Below are 13,515 nucleotides of genomic sequence, written 5' to 3' on the forward strand. Positions count from 1 at the left end.
ATCAGCCAGCGAGCAGAGTGGTTCGGCGTGCCAATACTCGGCATCCGCACGCAGCTCGGCAGAGATGCGTCACAAGTGCTTTCCCATCCGAAATCATGGTCGGATCGCCTTCGACATTCGGGCTAACTCCATGCCCATCGCGAGGGCAATAAACGAGATCGCCGACAAGCGCCGCACGCTTGCCATTCTCGATAATTGTGGACGTTGCCGTCTTGACATAGCCACCGTGATCGGTGGGGTCGCCTTCAAAAACAAGACCTTTCATTGGGTCCTCTGCTTAACCTGAGACACGTTTAACCACTGCTCCGATTGCGAATGCGAAACCATCTGGTCGCGCAATCGTGACCTGCACCTGAACGATGTCGGCTCGCATCAGTTCTTCGAATCCACCGGGCGGTCGACATTGGCCACGCAACGTACCGCAAACCACGCGGGTGAAGACGGAACTTTCTCACCAGTAATCAGATTGATTGCCACTGTCGTGTCCGACCGGTGACGCATAACATTATTCATTCCGCTTGGCCCTTCCCCCGTAATCGTCGAGCGAGTGACCTTCCATCTTCCGCTCGACGGCCCCTGAGGATTCATCTCCGGACTGCTCTTGTAATAATCATCGGCATACCAGTCATTGGTCCATTCCTCGTTATTCGAATTCATGTCGTACAAACCCATTGGGCTGGGTGGAAACATGCCGACTGGATAGTCCCAGACCTGCGGATGCTTACCCCAAATATCGACGTTGTCGGAAGCTGGACGGATAAACTTCAGTTGGTTGTAGTCGTCGATGTTTCTCCCAAAATCAAGACTCCCATTGTCCGTTCCGAAGAGGAAGAATTGCCCGCGACTCCGAGCAGCGTATTCCCACTGTGCTTCAGTCGGAAGATCCAATGCCAGCCCGGTCTGCTTGCCGAGCCATTGACAGTAATCTTTAGCTTGATACCAAGTCATGCCCGCAGGCACGAACGCATTGCGACGAGGCGTGGCTTTTCCGTCCAAATGCGGTTGAGCTGTCGCGTCCAGATACACATCGTATTCGGCGTACGTAGTCTTGTAACGGCTAATACTGAACGACGTGAGCGTCGTTTTATGGACCGGCTTCGTGTTTTTCTCGATCGTATAGGGCAAACCATCGGGCGACCACATCGGGCCAAAATCGCCCATCATAAATGTGCCGCCGCGCATGAAAATAAGATCTCGAAATACTTTTACTTTTAATTTTGCAATTCTTTCGTCAAGCGTGCCCTCCTTCAAACCGCTTAATGTGTCGTGCAGTGCGACCGGTTGCGCCAGCGGCGGCAATGCTTGCGCTTCCGCCTCGGACAGATCCGGCGAAATATGAGGTAGCTTCGGCGGTCGAACACCCTGCGGGTTTTCCGCTCCTGCCGACCAAGCCAGAACAAGTGCAGTCAACGGCAGCCATGTCCAGAATCGTAACGTCATGCTCAGGCATCCTCTTGATAAAATGCGTTCAAGCCGATCGACGTGAACAGCGGATGATCAGTAGCGTCGCGCAAAGCTTCGTACGCGACTGAACCGGCTGGCGCAATAGAATATCCGCGCGGCAAGCTGTCCGCCAGTTGAGACCTGAAAGCGTCGTACCATCCGCCGAAATCGCCGGACAGCGCAACTTGGTCACTTTCACTAATTGCCCCGTCGTCGATACTGAATGCAGTTTCGATCGGCGATGTACTCTGCCCGGTCATCCCAAGCTTAAATAAATTTCCGAGCTCCGCCATCACGGCATCCACACTGGTCTTCCCTCCATCCGGAGTCGAATGCTGAATGATGTTATCTAGCTCTGGGACAATCACTGCAGTTTTCAGGACGGAAAGAATCCCCTCTTGGGTATCTTTCAACGTGGAAGGGTCACCCGAAGCAATCTGCGTCTGGCACATCGTGCAGATCAACATCCCTTTCGATTCCGGCGGGGCATAATCAAGAAATTTCGCTGCGGATGCTAGTTGCTGGGGCGTCGCGGAAGCCAGCTGCGTCGCCAAAGCGCTTTGGATTTCAGCAGGTCTTTGACCGTAATAGGCAAGGAACGAATTACTACCATCGAGAGCAGCCAAAAGCTTCAGATGTTTAAGTACGTCAAAAGCATCTCGGCGGAATAGTCCGGTATTTTCAAATCTGGCAATGATCAGTTTGTAGAATAGACATTTTCCGAACAATGTCGCCTGCTCCTTGCTGACCGCAAATGTCACTAGACCCTCGGCGCCAGGACCAAAGCACAGGCTTGCATGTGCCGCCAGACGGAACATGCCGCCCAGATATTCGATTGATAGATTGAACCCCGCCGCAAGCCCGACCATTCCACCGACACCTGCCGAAATACTCGCTATCGCCTCAAAACCCTTCTTCTCGTTTTCCGGATCTCGCCATTTGAGTGCGCCCTCGATTGAGCCATCGGCCTTTGCACCAATGAAGACATTCGCGCCAGCCTCTAATCCGACTGGGCGCACCTTGTCACCTTTCTTCAGTTCCATTCGGTTTTGCCGACGGGTTCCGCGCCCCTTGGGCCCGGGCTTTCCCTTGACTTTAGGGGGCTTCTCCGTGACTTCCGATGCGCTGGACTGAAGCGACAGCTCGACCGCGACGCTTGCGCCAACCAATGCGGATGCGCTGATCGTCAGCGTACATACAATCGCTACGATTGGTTGCTCAACGCCCTTCTTATCAGCGAGCGTCCAAATCCAACCTTCCTGCCGAGGAAAGCTCAACGTCGCTTTAGCTTCACCCTTCGCGGCATTGATCTCGGCATGCCCTTCGGCACGAACCGAAATTTTTTTTTCTGAAAAAGAGAGATCGGGATCCAAACTCACGCCATACGAATACCGCATGAGTTGAGCATTTGCGCTGAGATTGATATCTGATCCCACGTAATGCTTCCCATTTTTTTCGACGTGAAGCTCCTTGTTCCAGCTATCGCACACCTTGAATATCGCCCAATCGGCCGTATCACTACGACTATACTCAAGATCTTCCTTAAAATGCTCCTTCAACAAAGAAACGCCGAAATCTGAAGCCTTTGACGCCACATATTTTCCCAGCCTTACTCGATCAATCGATTTCTTTCCAGTTGTCGAATCCTTAACAAAAACATCTTTCCAGCCTTTGTTATCGAGAACCTTCATCTTCGGCCAGTGAATTTTGTCACGCCGAACGTAAAGAATCATTTCCGGCGGAGCCACTGGATTCTTTGCTTTATCCTTGAGATACTTTACGGATTTTGCTTCAAGGAGAATTTTCGTATAACCAGACTCGTCGAATTTACCTTTCTTTTCATCGGCCTTTTTCTTCGCGAGCTCTTCCGGACTGAGCCTTTTCAAAGAGACTAGCTCGGTCATTTTCTTCGCCGTTCCGTTTAACTTGAGACTGTCCTCTTTCTCTTCCTTCGGTTGCTCAGCTGCCTTCTTGCTCCCATTGGCCTGTTCGAGACCGGCGTCGTCCGGCAACTGCTCGAGACCGGCGAAAATATCGTGATACGCTTGATGCGCTTCGTCTTGCCATTGCAAAGCAAACTCCAACGCGGCATTTGCTTTTGTGCACTCGGCTGTGTTGTTGAAGTGCTGACGACGATATTCATCGAGTGTTTGAACGGCCAAATTCGCCGAATGGAACTGCGCAACTGCATCACTAAGCACTCTCGATTCGGTAAGGAGGTTTCCGCTCTCTTCGGGAGGAACAACTACGATCTCGCCCGTTCCAGTATGGAGAAACGCGAGTGTCTCGCCTTCAACATCCCGCCGAATATTGCTTCGCCCAAGATCCGTACTATTGAGTTTGCCTTCACCGATGAGCTGCTGGTTACTCATGGCCGTTTCCTTTGAAAATCTTCAAGCCGTCTGCCTTGGCGCCAGTGACACGAACGGTGCGCCCGTCTGCGTCCGTGACCCCATGAACCACGCCTCCTGAACCTGACTCGATTCGGTACGGCATATGCGGCATGATCTTCCCGGTATGTTTATCGACCAAAGTGAACTGCTCATCGTACAGTCCGCCAGGCGCAGGTGGCTCGGGAATAGCGTCATTTAGTGACGACGCCCCTTGTTTCTGCATCGTGATTACCTTCAGGATGAGATCTCCTGGCCCGCCAATCGTGACGTTGCCATCTGCAATACGAACGAATGCACCACCCGACTCGAGAACGATCTCGCGCTTGCCCTGAATTCGGACGCTGCCCTGAACACTTGTGACAACCAGGTCCTGACGTGCCAACAACCCCATTGCATCGCTCTGCGCCTGAATGTCCACTCGGCCGCGACTAGCGAATAGCTTTATCCCTAGCTTCTGGGCAAAGAGCGAGATCGACTCGCCTACAGTAACGGTGAGCCGCTTGAGGGCGCTGACCTCGACGCTTTTGCCGGCCGCAGCGACAAAATTGTCACGCGCGGCGACCTGGACCCCACTATTGGAGGCCAACCCGATAGCGGCCGGTGCGCTGACGAATATCCCTGGCGCCGCCAATTGCTTCAGTTCAGCACTGACTTTCTGCTGTAGGGCTGTGTCTGGAGTATTTGCCCCTGCGGCTTCTGCCGAGGCCGCGAGAGACTTGGAAAGTTGGAGCGCACTTTCAAGTTGGGATTGACCGTCGGCCATGTCGAGTTGCTTACCTCCAGCTCCACTTTGCGTCTTCGCAGTCACAAAGATTCCGTTTCCACGGACGGCAACCGGTCCATCCGAACGGAGCTCAGCACCTTGCCCCCGCTCTTTACGGGTCTCGTCAACCATATGCCCAAGATTGAGCTCGCTGGTCTGAAACGGCGTGGTCAGATGGATATGCTCGACGTTCTCCTTATCCTCCATCCGCAGTTCATTCTGCGCGGCCGTGCGAACGATGTTGCGCGTGTGATTGAGGTTGTTGACGAGATCCGGATGCAAACTGTCATGCATGGCCCCGATGATCACGGGCCGATCCGGATGACCGTCGGTAAAGACGATCGCCACCTCCGCCCCATCGATCAACGGGAAATGATGCCCATAGTTGTCCCCGCTATAAGGCTTCGCGAACCGCACCGGCCGGCTCGTCCCACCCGGACTCCATTCATCGAGGTCGAACGGCAGCTTGATCACGTACCAGCCTTGCTCGGTCAAGTACGCATATTTGTAGTTGCCCGGCGAAGTGATGCGGGCCGGCAGAATGCCGTCGACGGCTGGCCTCGATATCGACGCCATCGAAGTACGCCACACGCGATCGGACGGAATCCCCTCGAAGGTCACCCAATACGACTGATCGCGTCCGCCGTGCGACTCCACCGACGTGACGAAGATCCCATGCTTCGCGTCGGAGGGATTGGGCTCGAGCCGCATGACTTCACCCGCCTCGAGCCAGAACGGATTGCCGGTGCCCTTGAAGGTGATCTGCGCAGCCAGAAACTCCTCATGCCGCCGGCGAGCGACACGCTTGCCTTCCTCCGGCGTCTCGTAGTGCTCGCCCCAGCTGTAATCGATGCCGCTCGTCGTCTTGTCGTCGCGCGCAGCATTTTCCTCGACCAGCAGCGACACACCGGCCTGCCGGTGGTTGTAATCGTTCAGCCGCACGGCTTCGGGTACGCGCCTGGTGCGCTTGTCGAGCGTCTTGATCGCGTCGGCACCCGAACTCTCGAGCCCCGCATCTCGCCGGTACGCCAACGTACGTTGCTTGCGCGAATAGGCATCCAGATCGTCGCCAAACACGAGCACGGCGTGATCCTTCTTCTGCTCCCAGCGAAACCAGATTCCCTCCTCCGTACAAATGCGCCTGATGAAGGCAAACGTGGTCTCGTGATACTGAGTGACGTACTCGCGACGCTTGTACTGGTCACGAAGCTGGAACTGGAAATCGACGCCTGCCCGGTAGCCGTAATGACGCAGCGTGTCGGTCACGATTTCGTCGACCGACTGCTTCTGAAACAGTCGGCTCGTCACACCGCGGTTCAGGTCGGCGAGTTTGGGCTCGAGCCGAACCCGATAATGCGTCTGATCGTTCGAGGTGCCGAACTCGTCGAACTCGGTGATGATGCCGTGGATCGTATACGCCGTCGGCAACGCGCTGAACTGCTCCGCATTCTCGCCGAACATCCTGCGCAGATAGTTCATGTTCGGATCGACCGGCGAGACGATGAACTTCGCCGGGCGGCCAACCACCTGGTCCATCGGTATACCTGCCACCGGGCTCGTGAACTCGATGTCGTAGTGGTACAACTCGCTCACCGCGTCCCGCCCGGTGAAGCGGAGGACGGAGGTCGGCGCCGGGTGCGGCGCCAGCTTCAGTTCGTAAGCCTGTGACGGCAATATCATCGACATGGATTTTCTCTCAGGTGCACGGACACAACGGCACCACCGGGGCGACCTCGGCCGCCCCGGCCGGTCATGCATCAAACGGCAGGTCAGCCCTTCGCCTTGGGCATCTGCGACACCAGCGACAGCCCGATATCCATCCCCTCCACCTGGAAGTGCGGAATGATGAACAGCTTGATGCGGAAGAAGCCCGGGTTGTCCTCGATGTCCTCGACCGTCACCTTCGCCTCGCGCAACGGATGCGATGCCTGCAGCTCGTCGCCCGGATCCTTCATCTCGGTCACGAGGCCCTTGATCCAGTTGTTCAGCTCGAGCTCGAGCAGACGCCGGTCCTTCGTCGTACCGATGTTCTCGCGCTGAATCAGCTTGAGGTAATGGGCGATGCGCGACAGCAGGAAGATGTACGGCAACCGTGCATTGATGCGGCTGTTGGCCGTCGCCTCCTTGGTCTCGTACAGCGCCGGCTTCTGCGTCGAGCTCGCCGAGAAGAAGCACGCGAAATCGTGATTCTTGTAGAACGACAGCGGAATGAAGCCGAGGTTGGCGAATTCGAACTCGCGCGTCTCCGGGATCAGCACTTCGGTCGGAATCTTCGGCTGCACGCCGGTACCGAGGTCATACAGGTGCACCGGCAGGTCCTCGACCTTGCCGCCTGCCTGCGGGCCGCGGATCTGCACGCACCACCCATTGCTCACGAAGCTGCGCACCATGTTGGCCGCGAACGCGAACGACGCATTGACCCACAGGTACTTGTCGTGGTCCGGGCCTTTCACCGCCTCTTCATAGTTGAAGGCGCGCACCGGCGTCGTATCCTTGCCGTACGGCAGGCGACCGAGCACGCGTGGCATCGTCAGGCCGACGTAGCGCGCATCGTCCGTGTCGCGGAAGCTCTTCCATTTGATGTATTCGGCGCGATCGAAGTAGTTGCCGATGTCCTGAATCGCAGCGACCTCTTCCATCGATTTTTTGCCGAAGAACGCGGCGCCGACCGCCCCGATGAACGGCATGTGCGCCGCGGCCGCAACCTTCGAGATGTTGCGCAGCAACGCGACGTCCTGCGGCGAATGCGTAAACTCGAAGTCGCTGACCATCGCGCTGATCGGCTGGCCGCCCGGCGTGTCGTATTCCTCGATGTAGGTGAGGCGGTACAGGCCGCTCTGGATCAGTTCGGGCGTGTCCTCGAAGTCGCGCTGCAGCGCATCCTTCGACACGTCGAGCACTTCGATTCGCGCGTTCTTGCGGAAGTCGGTGCGCGAAACCAGCATCTTCAAGCCGCGCCAGCGGCCCTCGAGCGCCTGGAATTCCGACGAATGCATGACCGCGTCGAGCTGCCGGCTGATCTGCCGGTCGAGCTGGCCGATGTAGAAGTCGAGCAGCGATTTGTCGAGCCGCTCGACCGGCTTGCTCTCCTTCGCGATGAGGTTCAGCAGCGCGTCCATCCCGCGCGCGACGCGTTCGTCGGCCGATGCCTCCGACAGCGTGTCGTTGTCGCGGAACGCCTCGAGCGGCCGCGCTTCGGCCACCGGCTTCAGGTTGATCTTGTTGCACAGCGCAGCGTAGACGCTGTCGTTTTCGAGCACCACCGTTTCCGATGCGCCCTGGCTCGCTTCATTCTGCTTCATGGTTCTCTCAGTCCCGTTTCGTATGGCTGCGTGGTTGCGTGATGCGGTGACGGCTCGCTTGGGCCGGCCGCGCTCAGGCATGACCTTCCTGTTGCGTCGCGGCCGTGACGATCTGCGCCAGCTCGCCGCGCAGTTTCGCCGTGAGGCGCTTGTCCTTCAGGATCTTCTCGAACTCGCGACGGAACGTGCCGTTGTCGAGCAGATTCGACTTCAGGTCGCGCAGCAGATTGCGCATCGCCAGCATCGCCTGCAGTTCGGGGATCTGGCGCGCGACCTGCTCCGGCTCGAAATCCTTCATCGAGCGGAACGAAAGATTCACTGGCAGCTCCGTGCCGTCGTCGGCCAGCGTGTTGTCCGCGGCGATCTTCAGATCGGGCGCGTAGTCGGCCAGAACGGCATCGAAGTTGTTCTTGTCGATATTGACCTTCTTGCGCTCGGCCAGCGGCGCCTGCTCACGGCCCGCACTGAAGTCGCCCGCGACCAGCAACTTCAACGGCAGCTCGACCTTCTTCTGAGCCCCGCCCGTATGCAAATCCAACGTAATTGAAACGCGACTCTTCGGAATCTCTCTCTGGAAGCTATCCATTTGCAATCCTTATTTGATAATGGGCAAGCGTTTGGCAGGCAATCGAACCATTCCCGTACGACGATGCCGCCCTCGATTCAGCGCGCACACGCGCAATGCACGACATGCAGCAAACCGATTCGGCATCGTTCCCCGGGTTCGTACGGCGAAGTGGCATGGCACTTATACACGGTAAACCGACAGGCCGTCAAAGCACGAATCACTCGACCCATCCGGATTAAATGTCATAGACAGTTAAATCTCAAAATAACCTGTCAGTTCACTCCAGCGCCTTATCTCGAAAACAAAAAATACATAAACGTCGTCAAATCGTCGCCCCGTCGCGCCGACCTCACCAAACCGTTGTGCCACAAGACGGAGGCCGTTGCACGATTGTCTACCCTATGCTTTTTCACCAGCGCACGCCACGATCCATAAAACACGACATCAAAACAAATAATCCACTTTATTTAACATTTAATGGCACACAACTCCGCCACCATTAGTAAACCAAACTACTTGGTTTTAGTCTCATCGCCTGGCTCTTTCAATAAAGTTCGTGTATAGGTTACGCCGTTGTACCGAATAGCGAACCGCCGCACCACACGAGAGACCATGCGAATCGATAAGCCACTTTGGCACGAGGGCCTAATCCTGACTCAGCAGCATTTTCAGCAGCAGGACAGATGGGCTGAATTTGCGTTACGTCAGTACGCCTCTGCGGCAATTGCGGAACCGTGGGGCACACTCGCCGTCGAGATCGACGAAGAAGCCCTGGCGACAAGCCGCCTGAAACTCACCCGTCTGAGACTGTGCTTTCCCGACGGCACCCCGATCGACACGACGATCGCCGATTCGCTGCCGCCCGCGCGCGACCTGACGCGAGGTGTGCCGACCGATCTTCAAAGCGTCGTGGTGCTCGCGGCGCTTGCGCTGCCCGATGCAAACGGCAGCAATTGCCGCTTCGACGAAGCCGTGCTCGCCCGTCCGCGGCGCTCGTACCGGGAGTTCGTCAAGGTCCCCGATCTGAATGGCACCACCGAGACCGAAATCGCAGCCGAACGGCATGCGGTGCGGCTGCTGTTCGACTTCGAGTCGCACGCCGACGACACGGTCTGCGCGATCGCGCGGCTGACGCGCGGCTCGAGCGGTCAATTCCAGGTCGATCACCGGTTCGTGCCGCCGTGCCTGACGCTCGGCAGCCATCCGCTGCATCTCGAACGGATCCACCGCATCGCCGACATCCTGCACGCCAAGAGCCTCGCGTTAGGCGCTCGCCGCAGCGAGCGCCTCGAGCAAGTCGCCGAATATGGCGTGGCCGACGTGCAACTTTTCTGGCTGCTGCACTGCATTCACGCAGCGTGGCCGCAACTGCGCCTCTTCGTGACGCACCCCGGCCGTTCTCCTGAACAGCTGTATGCGACGCTCGCTCAGCTGGCGAGCGCGCTGATCACGTTCTCGACCACGGTGCAGCTCACGGACATTCCCGCCTACGACCACTCGCGCGCCGACGAGGTATTCGCGCGACTCGAAACGATGATCCGCGAGCTGCTCGACGCAATCATTCCGTCGCGCGTCGTGTCGATCGGTCTCACCCGCAACGGACCGACGACCTGGACCGGCCAGTTCCTCGACGAGCGGATCGTCGCGGATGCGGCCGACTGGTACTTGTCGGTCAATGCGCCGATGCCTGCATTCGAGCTTGCCGAGCAATTTCCGCGGCTGTGCAAGATCGGCGCGCCGGACGACGTCGAACACATCATCAACTCCGCGCTGCTCGGCGTTCCGCTGAAGGCGGTGCAGCGCGTGCCGTCCGCGATTCCGGTACGTCTCGACAATCACTACTTCGCGCTCGATTCGGCCAGCGTCGTGCACAGGAAGATGCTTGCCGCACGAGCGTGCCAGATCTATCTGCCCGCGTCGATTCCGGACGCGTCGCTCGAACTCTACGCGGTGCTGCGCTCATGAAAGCCCTGAAGCTCAATCGACCCGCTGCAGCGCTGATGCAAGGCGCGGCAGGCCCGGGAAACGCGCCCGCCGACGGCATTCGCGACCTGCTGCGCGATACGGCGCTGCTGGTCACGACGCTGACGTCGGGCGGACAGGTTCCGGACGCAATCGCCCTGCGCGCCCGCTGCAAGCAGCTCGTCGAGCAGTTCGCGAGCGCGCTGGAGCGCCGCGGTTTTCCCGACGACGTTCGCAACGAGGCGCTGGTCGCGCAGTGCGGGCTGCTCGACGAGGCCGCGCTGCGGCATTTGCCTGCCGAATCGCGGTCGGGATGGGAACAGAAGCCGCTGCAGGTCGAACAGTTCAACTTGCACGAGGCCGGTGAGCGGGTGTTCGAGCGACTCGACGCGCGCATGCGGGAAGCGTCGCCGTCGGTGGCCCTGCTCGAGTGCTACGCGGCGATTCTCGGGATGGGCTTCGTCGGCCGCTACGCGCGCGAGGGCGAAGCGAAACGCGCCGCGTTGATCGCATCGCTCAATGCCAAGCTGGAGACGCTGCGCCCGCCGTCCGAGCGGCCGTTCATCGCGGATCGTGCCGGGCGGCGTCTCTCCGACTGGTTTTACCGGCTGTCGCCATGGGCCATCGCAGGCCTCGCCGTGATTGCGGCGGCGATCATATGGGGCGTCTGGTCCGCCGTGCTCGACGCGCAACTCGCGCAGCTGATCGCAACGAAGGCCGTCCGCCCGTGAAATCCGACCTCCCTGTTCTTTCGTCGGCGTCGCCGCGCACGCCCGACCGTGGCCACGAAGGGCTCGGCTATCCGTCCCGGCTCATGATCGCGTTCGCCGCGGTGCTGGCGCTCGCGGTGGTTTGGCTCGTGCTTCCGCTCGGTTCGGGCGTCGCGTGGGCGATCTCGGCATTGGTCGGCGTCGCCGCGCTCGCGATGATCGCGTGGCACACGCGCAGGCTTGCACGCGCGCGCGGCGACAGTGCGCACGTGCTGGCCGCGCTCGGCGCCGCCACCGCAGACATTCCGGTGAAGCTGCGCACGCGCATGCCGCTCGTGCTGGTGACCGGAGACGGCCTGCCCGCACTGTTCGACCGAACGACGGAAACCCGCCATGCGCACGTCGGCGACGGCGGCATCTGGCTGCGCGTCGACCGCGTGCAGGATCTGCCGCGCCTGGCCGTGGCGGTCAGACAGTGGCGCGACGGCCGCGCGCCGGATGGGATCGTGCTGTCGGTCGCGCCTGCGCTGCACGCGGACGCCGAAGTACTTTCGCAAAAGTTGCGGGTCGTTCGTCAAGCGGCCGCCGATGCCATGCGCATGTTGGGCGTGCGGCTGCCTGCGTACGTTGCGGTCTATCAGCGGCTCACCTGCGGCCCGCTCGGACTGTCGACGCCCGAGTGGTACGGCGTGTCGTCGGCCACGCAGCTGGCAGGCGGCGCGCGTTTCGAGCCCGCGATGCGCACCGCCGAAGACCAGGTCCGGCGCGCGGCCGACGCCCGCGTTGCCGCCACGCGCGCCGCCGCGCTGACATCGGTGATCGGCTGGACCCAGCGCGTGGTTTTTGCCGCGCTGGCGGACCGACAGCAGCCGGCTACCGGGTGGCCGTTGTTCGGCGCCGGCTGGATCGACTGCGGACCGGCCAGCGATTCGGAAAAGCCGTGGGAACGCGATGTCGACATGCAGGCGCGCGTGAGCCGCGCGGGCTCGGCCGCGTCGCCCGCGCCGTGGCCGTTGCCGCAGCCGCTGATCGAAGCGATGCCGCGTCGATACTGGATGTCGCCTCGTCTCGCCGCCACTTTCCACGCGCTGGCATTGCTCGCCTGCGCCGCGGGCGCTGCGTTCTGGGGCGCTGCCCGCAACAACGAGGCGCTGTTGAATCGAGTCGGTGCGGATCTCGGTCGCTATGCGGCGATCCCGGGCGATCATCATGCCGCGAAGCGCGATGCGTTGACGGCGCTCGTCGCCGATCGCGATCAACTCGATCGTTACGCGCGCACCGGCATTCCGCTGCACCTGTCGTTCGGCATGTATCGGGGCGCACGGCTGATTGCGCCGTTGAACGACGCGATCGCCTCTTACGTACCACCTGCCCCGCCGCCGGCGATCGTCACGCTCGACAGCATGTCGCTGTTCGACAGCGGCAGCGCACGGTTGAAGCCCGGCTCGAACCGCGCGATGGTCGGCGCGCTGGAAATGATCAACGCGCATCCCGACAAACGCATTCTCGTCGCGGGTCATACCGACGACACGGGCGACCCGAACGCCAACCTGAAGCTGTCGGCCGCGCGCGCGCAAGCGGTACGCGACTGGCTGGTCGACGCGTCGGGCATTGCGTCGACCCGGTTTGCGATTCAGGGCTACGGCATGACGCGGCCGCTCGCCAGCAACGATACGGCCGAAGGCCGCGCGCGAAACCGTCGCGTGGAAATCACGCTGGTCCCGGACTCGGGCAAATAGCGATTCACGTTTGGCCCCCGAAGCGGTCCGCTTCGGGATTCCGAAGCTCGGGGGCGAGCTCCGAGCAGGTTTAGTAGTGCAAAAAAGGAGTAAGACAATGGCAATTCCCGCATATGCGTGGTTCAAGGACGACGGCGGCGCCGACATCAAGGGTTCGGTCACGGTTCAGGACCGCGAAGGCAGCGTCGAAGTCGTCGCGTTCGATCACGGCGTGCATATCCCGACCGACGGCAACACGGGCAAGCTGACGGGCACGCGCGTCCACGCGCCGATCACGTTCACGAAGGAAACCGACGCGTCCACGCCGTACCTGTACAAGGCGGTGACGAGCGGCCAGACGCTGAAGTCGGTCGAGATCAAGTGGTACAAGATCGACGACGCGGGCAAAGAGAAGGAGTACTTCAACACGAAGCTCGACAACGTCAAGATCGTCGCGGTGCGTCCGAAGATGCTCGACATCAAGATCCCGGACTACGAGAAGCACAACCACCTCGAAGAAGTCGAGCTGCGCTACGAAACGATCACCTGGTCGTACAAGGACGGCAACATCGTTCACAAGGACACGTGGAACGAGCGTTCCTGACCGGTCCGGTCTCGTGCCGGAACTGCTGACCTCTGGCGGTTCCGTTGCCGGC

10 protein-coding genes are annotated in these 13,515 nt (G+C 59.8%); 4 read left to right on the top strand and 6 right to left on the bottom strand.

Annotated features, from left to right (window positions below):
- Position 1: 1 nt before the first annotated feature.
- The 6 genes from MBR110_RS27660 to tssB form a co-directional block, all read right to left on the bottom strand.
- On the bottom strand, positions 2 to 265 hold the full coding sequence (locus tag MBR110_RS27660; protein WP_181709540.1) for a PAAR domain-containing protein: 264 nt from the start codon (positions 263 to 265) through the stop codon (positions 2 to 4).
- Positions 266 to 372: 107 nt separating this feature from the next.
- The gene (locus MBR110_RS27665; protein ID WP_181709541.1) at positions 373 to 1,440 is read right to left on the bottom strand and encodes a formylglycine-generating enzyme family protein; all 1,068 of its coding nucleotides are present in this window, start codon (positions 1,438 to 1,440) and stop codon (positions 373 to 375) included.
- A 2-nt stretch (positions 1,441 to 1,442) separates the two neighbouring features.
- Positions 1,443 to 3,815, bottom strand: coding sequence for a hypothetical protein (locus tag MBR110_RS27670; RefSeq protein ID WP_181709542.1), 2,373 nt, complete (start codon positions 3,813 to 3,815; stop codon positions 1,443 to 1,445).
- Positions 3,808 to 6,285: a type VI secretion system Vgr family protein gene (locus MBR110_RS27675; protein ID WP_181709543.1), complete on the bottom strand. Its 2,478-nt coding sequence runs from the start codon at positions 6,283 to 6,285 to the stop codon at positions 3,808 to 3,810. The genes MBR110_RS27670 and MBR110_RS27675 overlap by 8 nt, the downstream gene beginning before the upstream one ends.
- Before the next feature lie 83 nt (positions 6,286 to 6,368).
- Positions 6,369 to 7,901, bottom strand: a complete 1,533-nt coding sequence (tssC, locus tag MBR110_RS27680; protein ID WP_014726091.1) for a type VI secretion system contractile sheath large subunit — start codon at positions 7,899 to 7,901, stop codon at positions 6,369 to 6,371.
- Between the two features lie 73 nt (positions 7,902 to 7,974).
- Complete coding sequence (gene tssB / locus MBR110_RS27685) at positions 7,975 to 8,487, bottom strand: type VI secretion system contractile sheath small subunit (RefSeq protein WP_014726092.1); 513 nt, start codon at positions 8,485 to 8,487, stop codon at positions 7,975 to 7,977.
- Between the two features lie 594 nt (positions 8,488 to 9,081).
- Here tssB and tssK point away from each other — a divergent pair.
- From tssK to MBR110_RS27705, 4 genes are all read left to right on the top strand, one after another.
- Positions 9,082 to 10,434, top strand: a complete 1,353-nt coding sequence (tssK, locus tag MBR110_RS27690; RefSeq protein WP_059740255.1) for a type VI secretion system baseplate subunit TssK — start codon at positions 9,082 to 9,084, stop codon at positions 10,432 to 10,434.
- Positions 10,431 to 11,162, top strand: coding sequence for a DotU family type IV/VI secretion system protein (locus MBR110_RS27695; RefSeq protein WP_176327133.1), 732 nt, complete (start codon positions 10,431 to 10,433; stop codon positions 11,160 to 11,162). The genes tssK and MBR110_RS27695 overlap by 4 nt, the downstream gene beginning before the upstream one ends.
- A complete protein-coding gene (locus MBR110_RS27700; protein WP_181709544.1) occupies positions 11,159 to 12,880 on the top strand; it encodes an OmpA family protein in 1,722 nt (573 codons plus the stop codon). Before MBR110_RS27695 ends, MBR110_RS27700 begins: the two co-directional genes overlap by 4 nt.
- Before the next feature lie 97 nt (positions 12,881 to 12,977).
- The gene (locus tag MBR110_RS27705; RefSeq protein WP_014726096.1) at positions 12,978 to 13,463 is read left to right on the top strand and encodes an Hcp family type VI secretion system effector; all 486 of its coding nucleotides are present in this window, start codon (positions 12,978 to 12,980) and stop codon (positions 13,461 to 13,463) included.
- Positions 13,464 to 13,515: the final 52 nt, after the last annotated feature.

Source organism: Burkholderia sp. MBR-1, assembly GCF_013822785.1.
GTDB lineage: Bacteria > Pseudomonadota > Gammaproteobacteria > Burkholderiales > Burkholderiaceae > Burkholderia > Burkholderia vietnamiensis.

Coding starts and splice junctions, on each gene's coding strand:
- MBR110_RS27660 (WP_181709540.1), bottom strand. CDS start 265: ATGAAAGGTCTTGTTTTTGAAGGCGACCCCACCGATCACGGTGGCTAT.
- MBR110_RS27665 (WP_181709541.1), bottom strand. CDS start 1,440: ATGACGTTACGATTCTGGACATGGCTGCCGTTGACTGCACTTGTTCTG.
- MBR110_RS27670 (WP_181709542.1), bottom strand. CDS start 3,815: ATGAGTAACCAGCAGCTCATCGGTGAAGGCAAACTCAATAGTACGGAT.
- MBR110_RS27675 (WP_181709543.1), bottom strand. CDS start 6,285: ATGTCGATGATATTGCCGTCACAGGCTTACGAACTGAAGCTGGCGCCG.
- tssC (WP_014726091.1), bottom strand. CDS start 7,901: ATGAAGCAGAATGAAGCGAGCCAGGGCGCATCGGAAACGGTGGTGCTC.
- tssB (WP_014726092.1), bottom strand. CDS start 8,487: ATGGATAGCTTCCAGAGAGAGATTCCGAAGAGTCGCGTTTCAATTACG.
- tssK (WP_059740255.1), top strand. CDS start 9,082: ATGCGAATCGATAAGCCACTTTGGCACGAGGGCCTAATCCTGACTCAG.
- MBR110_RS27695 (WP_176327133.1), top strand. CDS start 10,431: ATGAAAGCCCTGAAGCTCAATCGACCCGCTGCAGCGCTGATGCAAGGC.
- MBR110_RS27705 (WP_014726096.1), top strand. CDS start 12,978: ATGGCAATTCCCGCATATGCGTGGTTCAAGGACGACGGCGGCGCCGAC.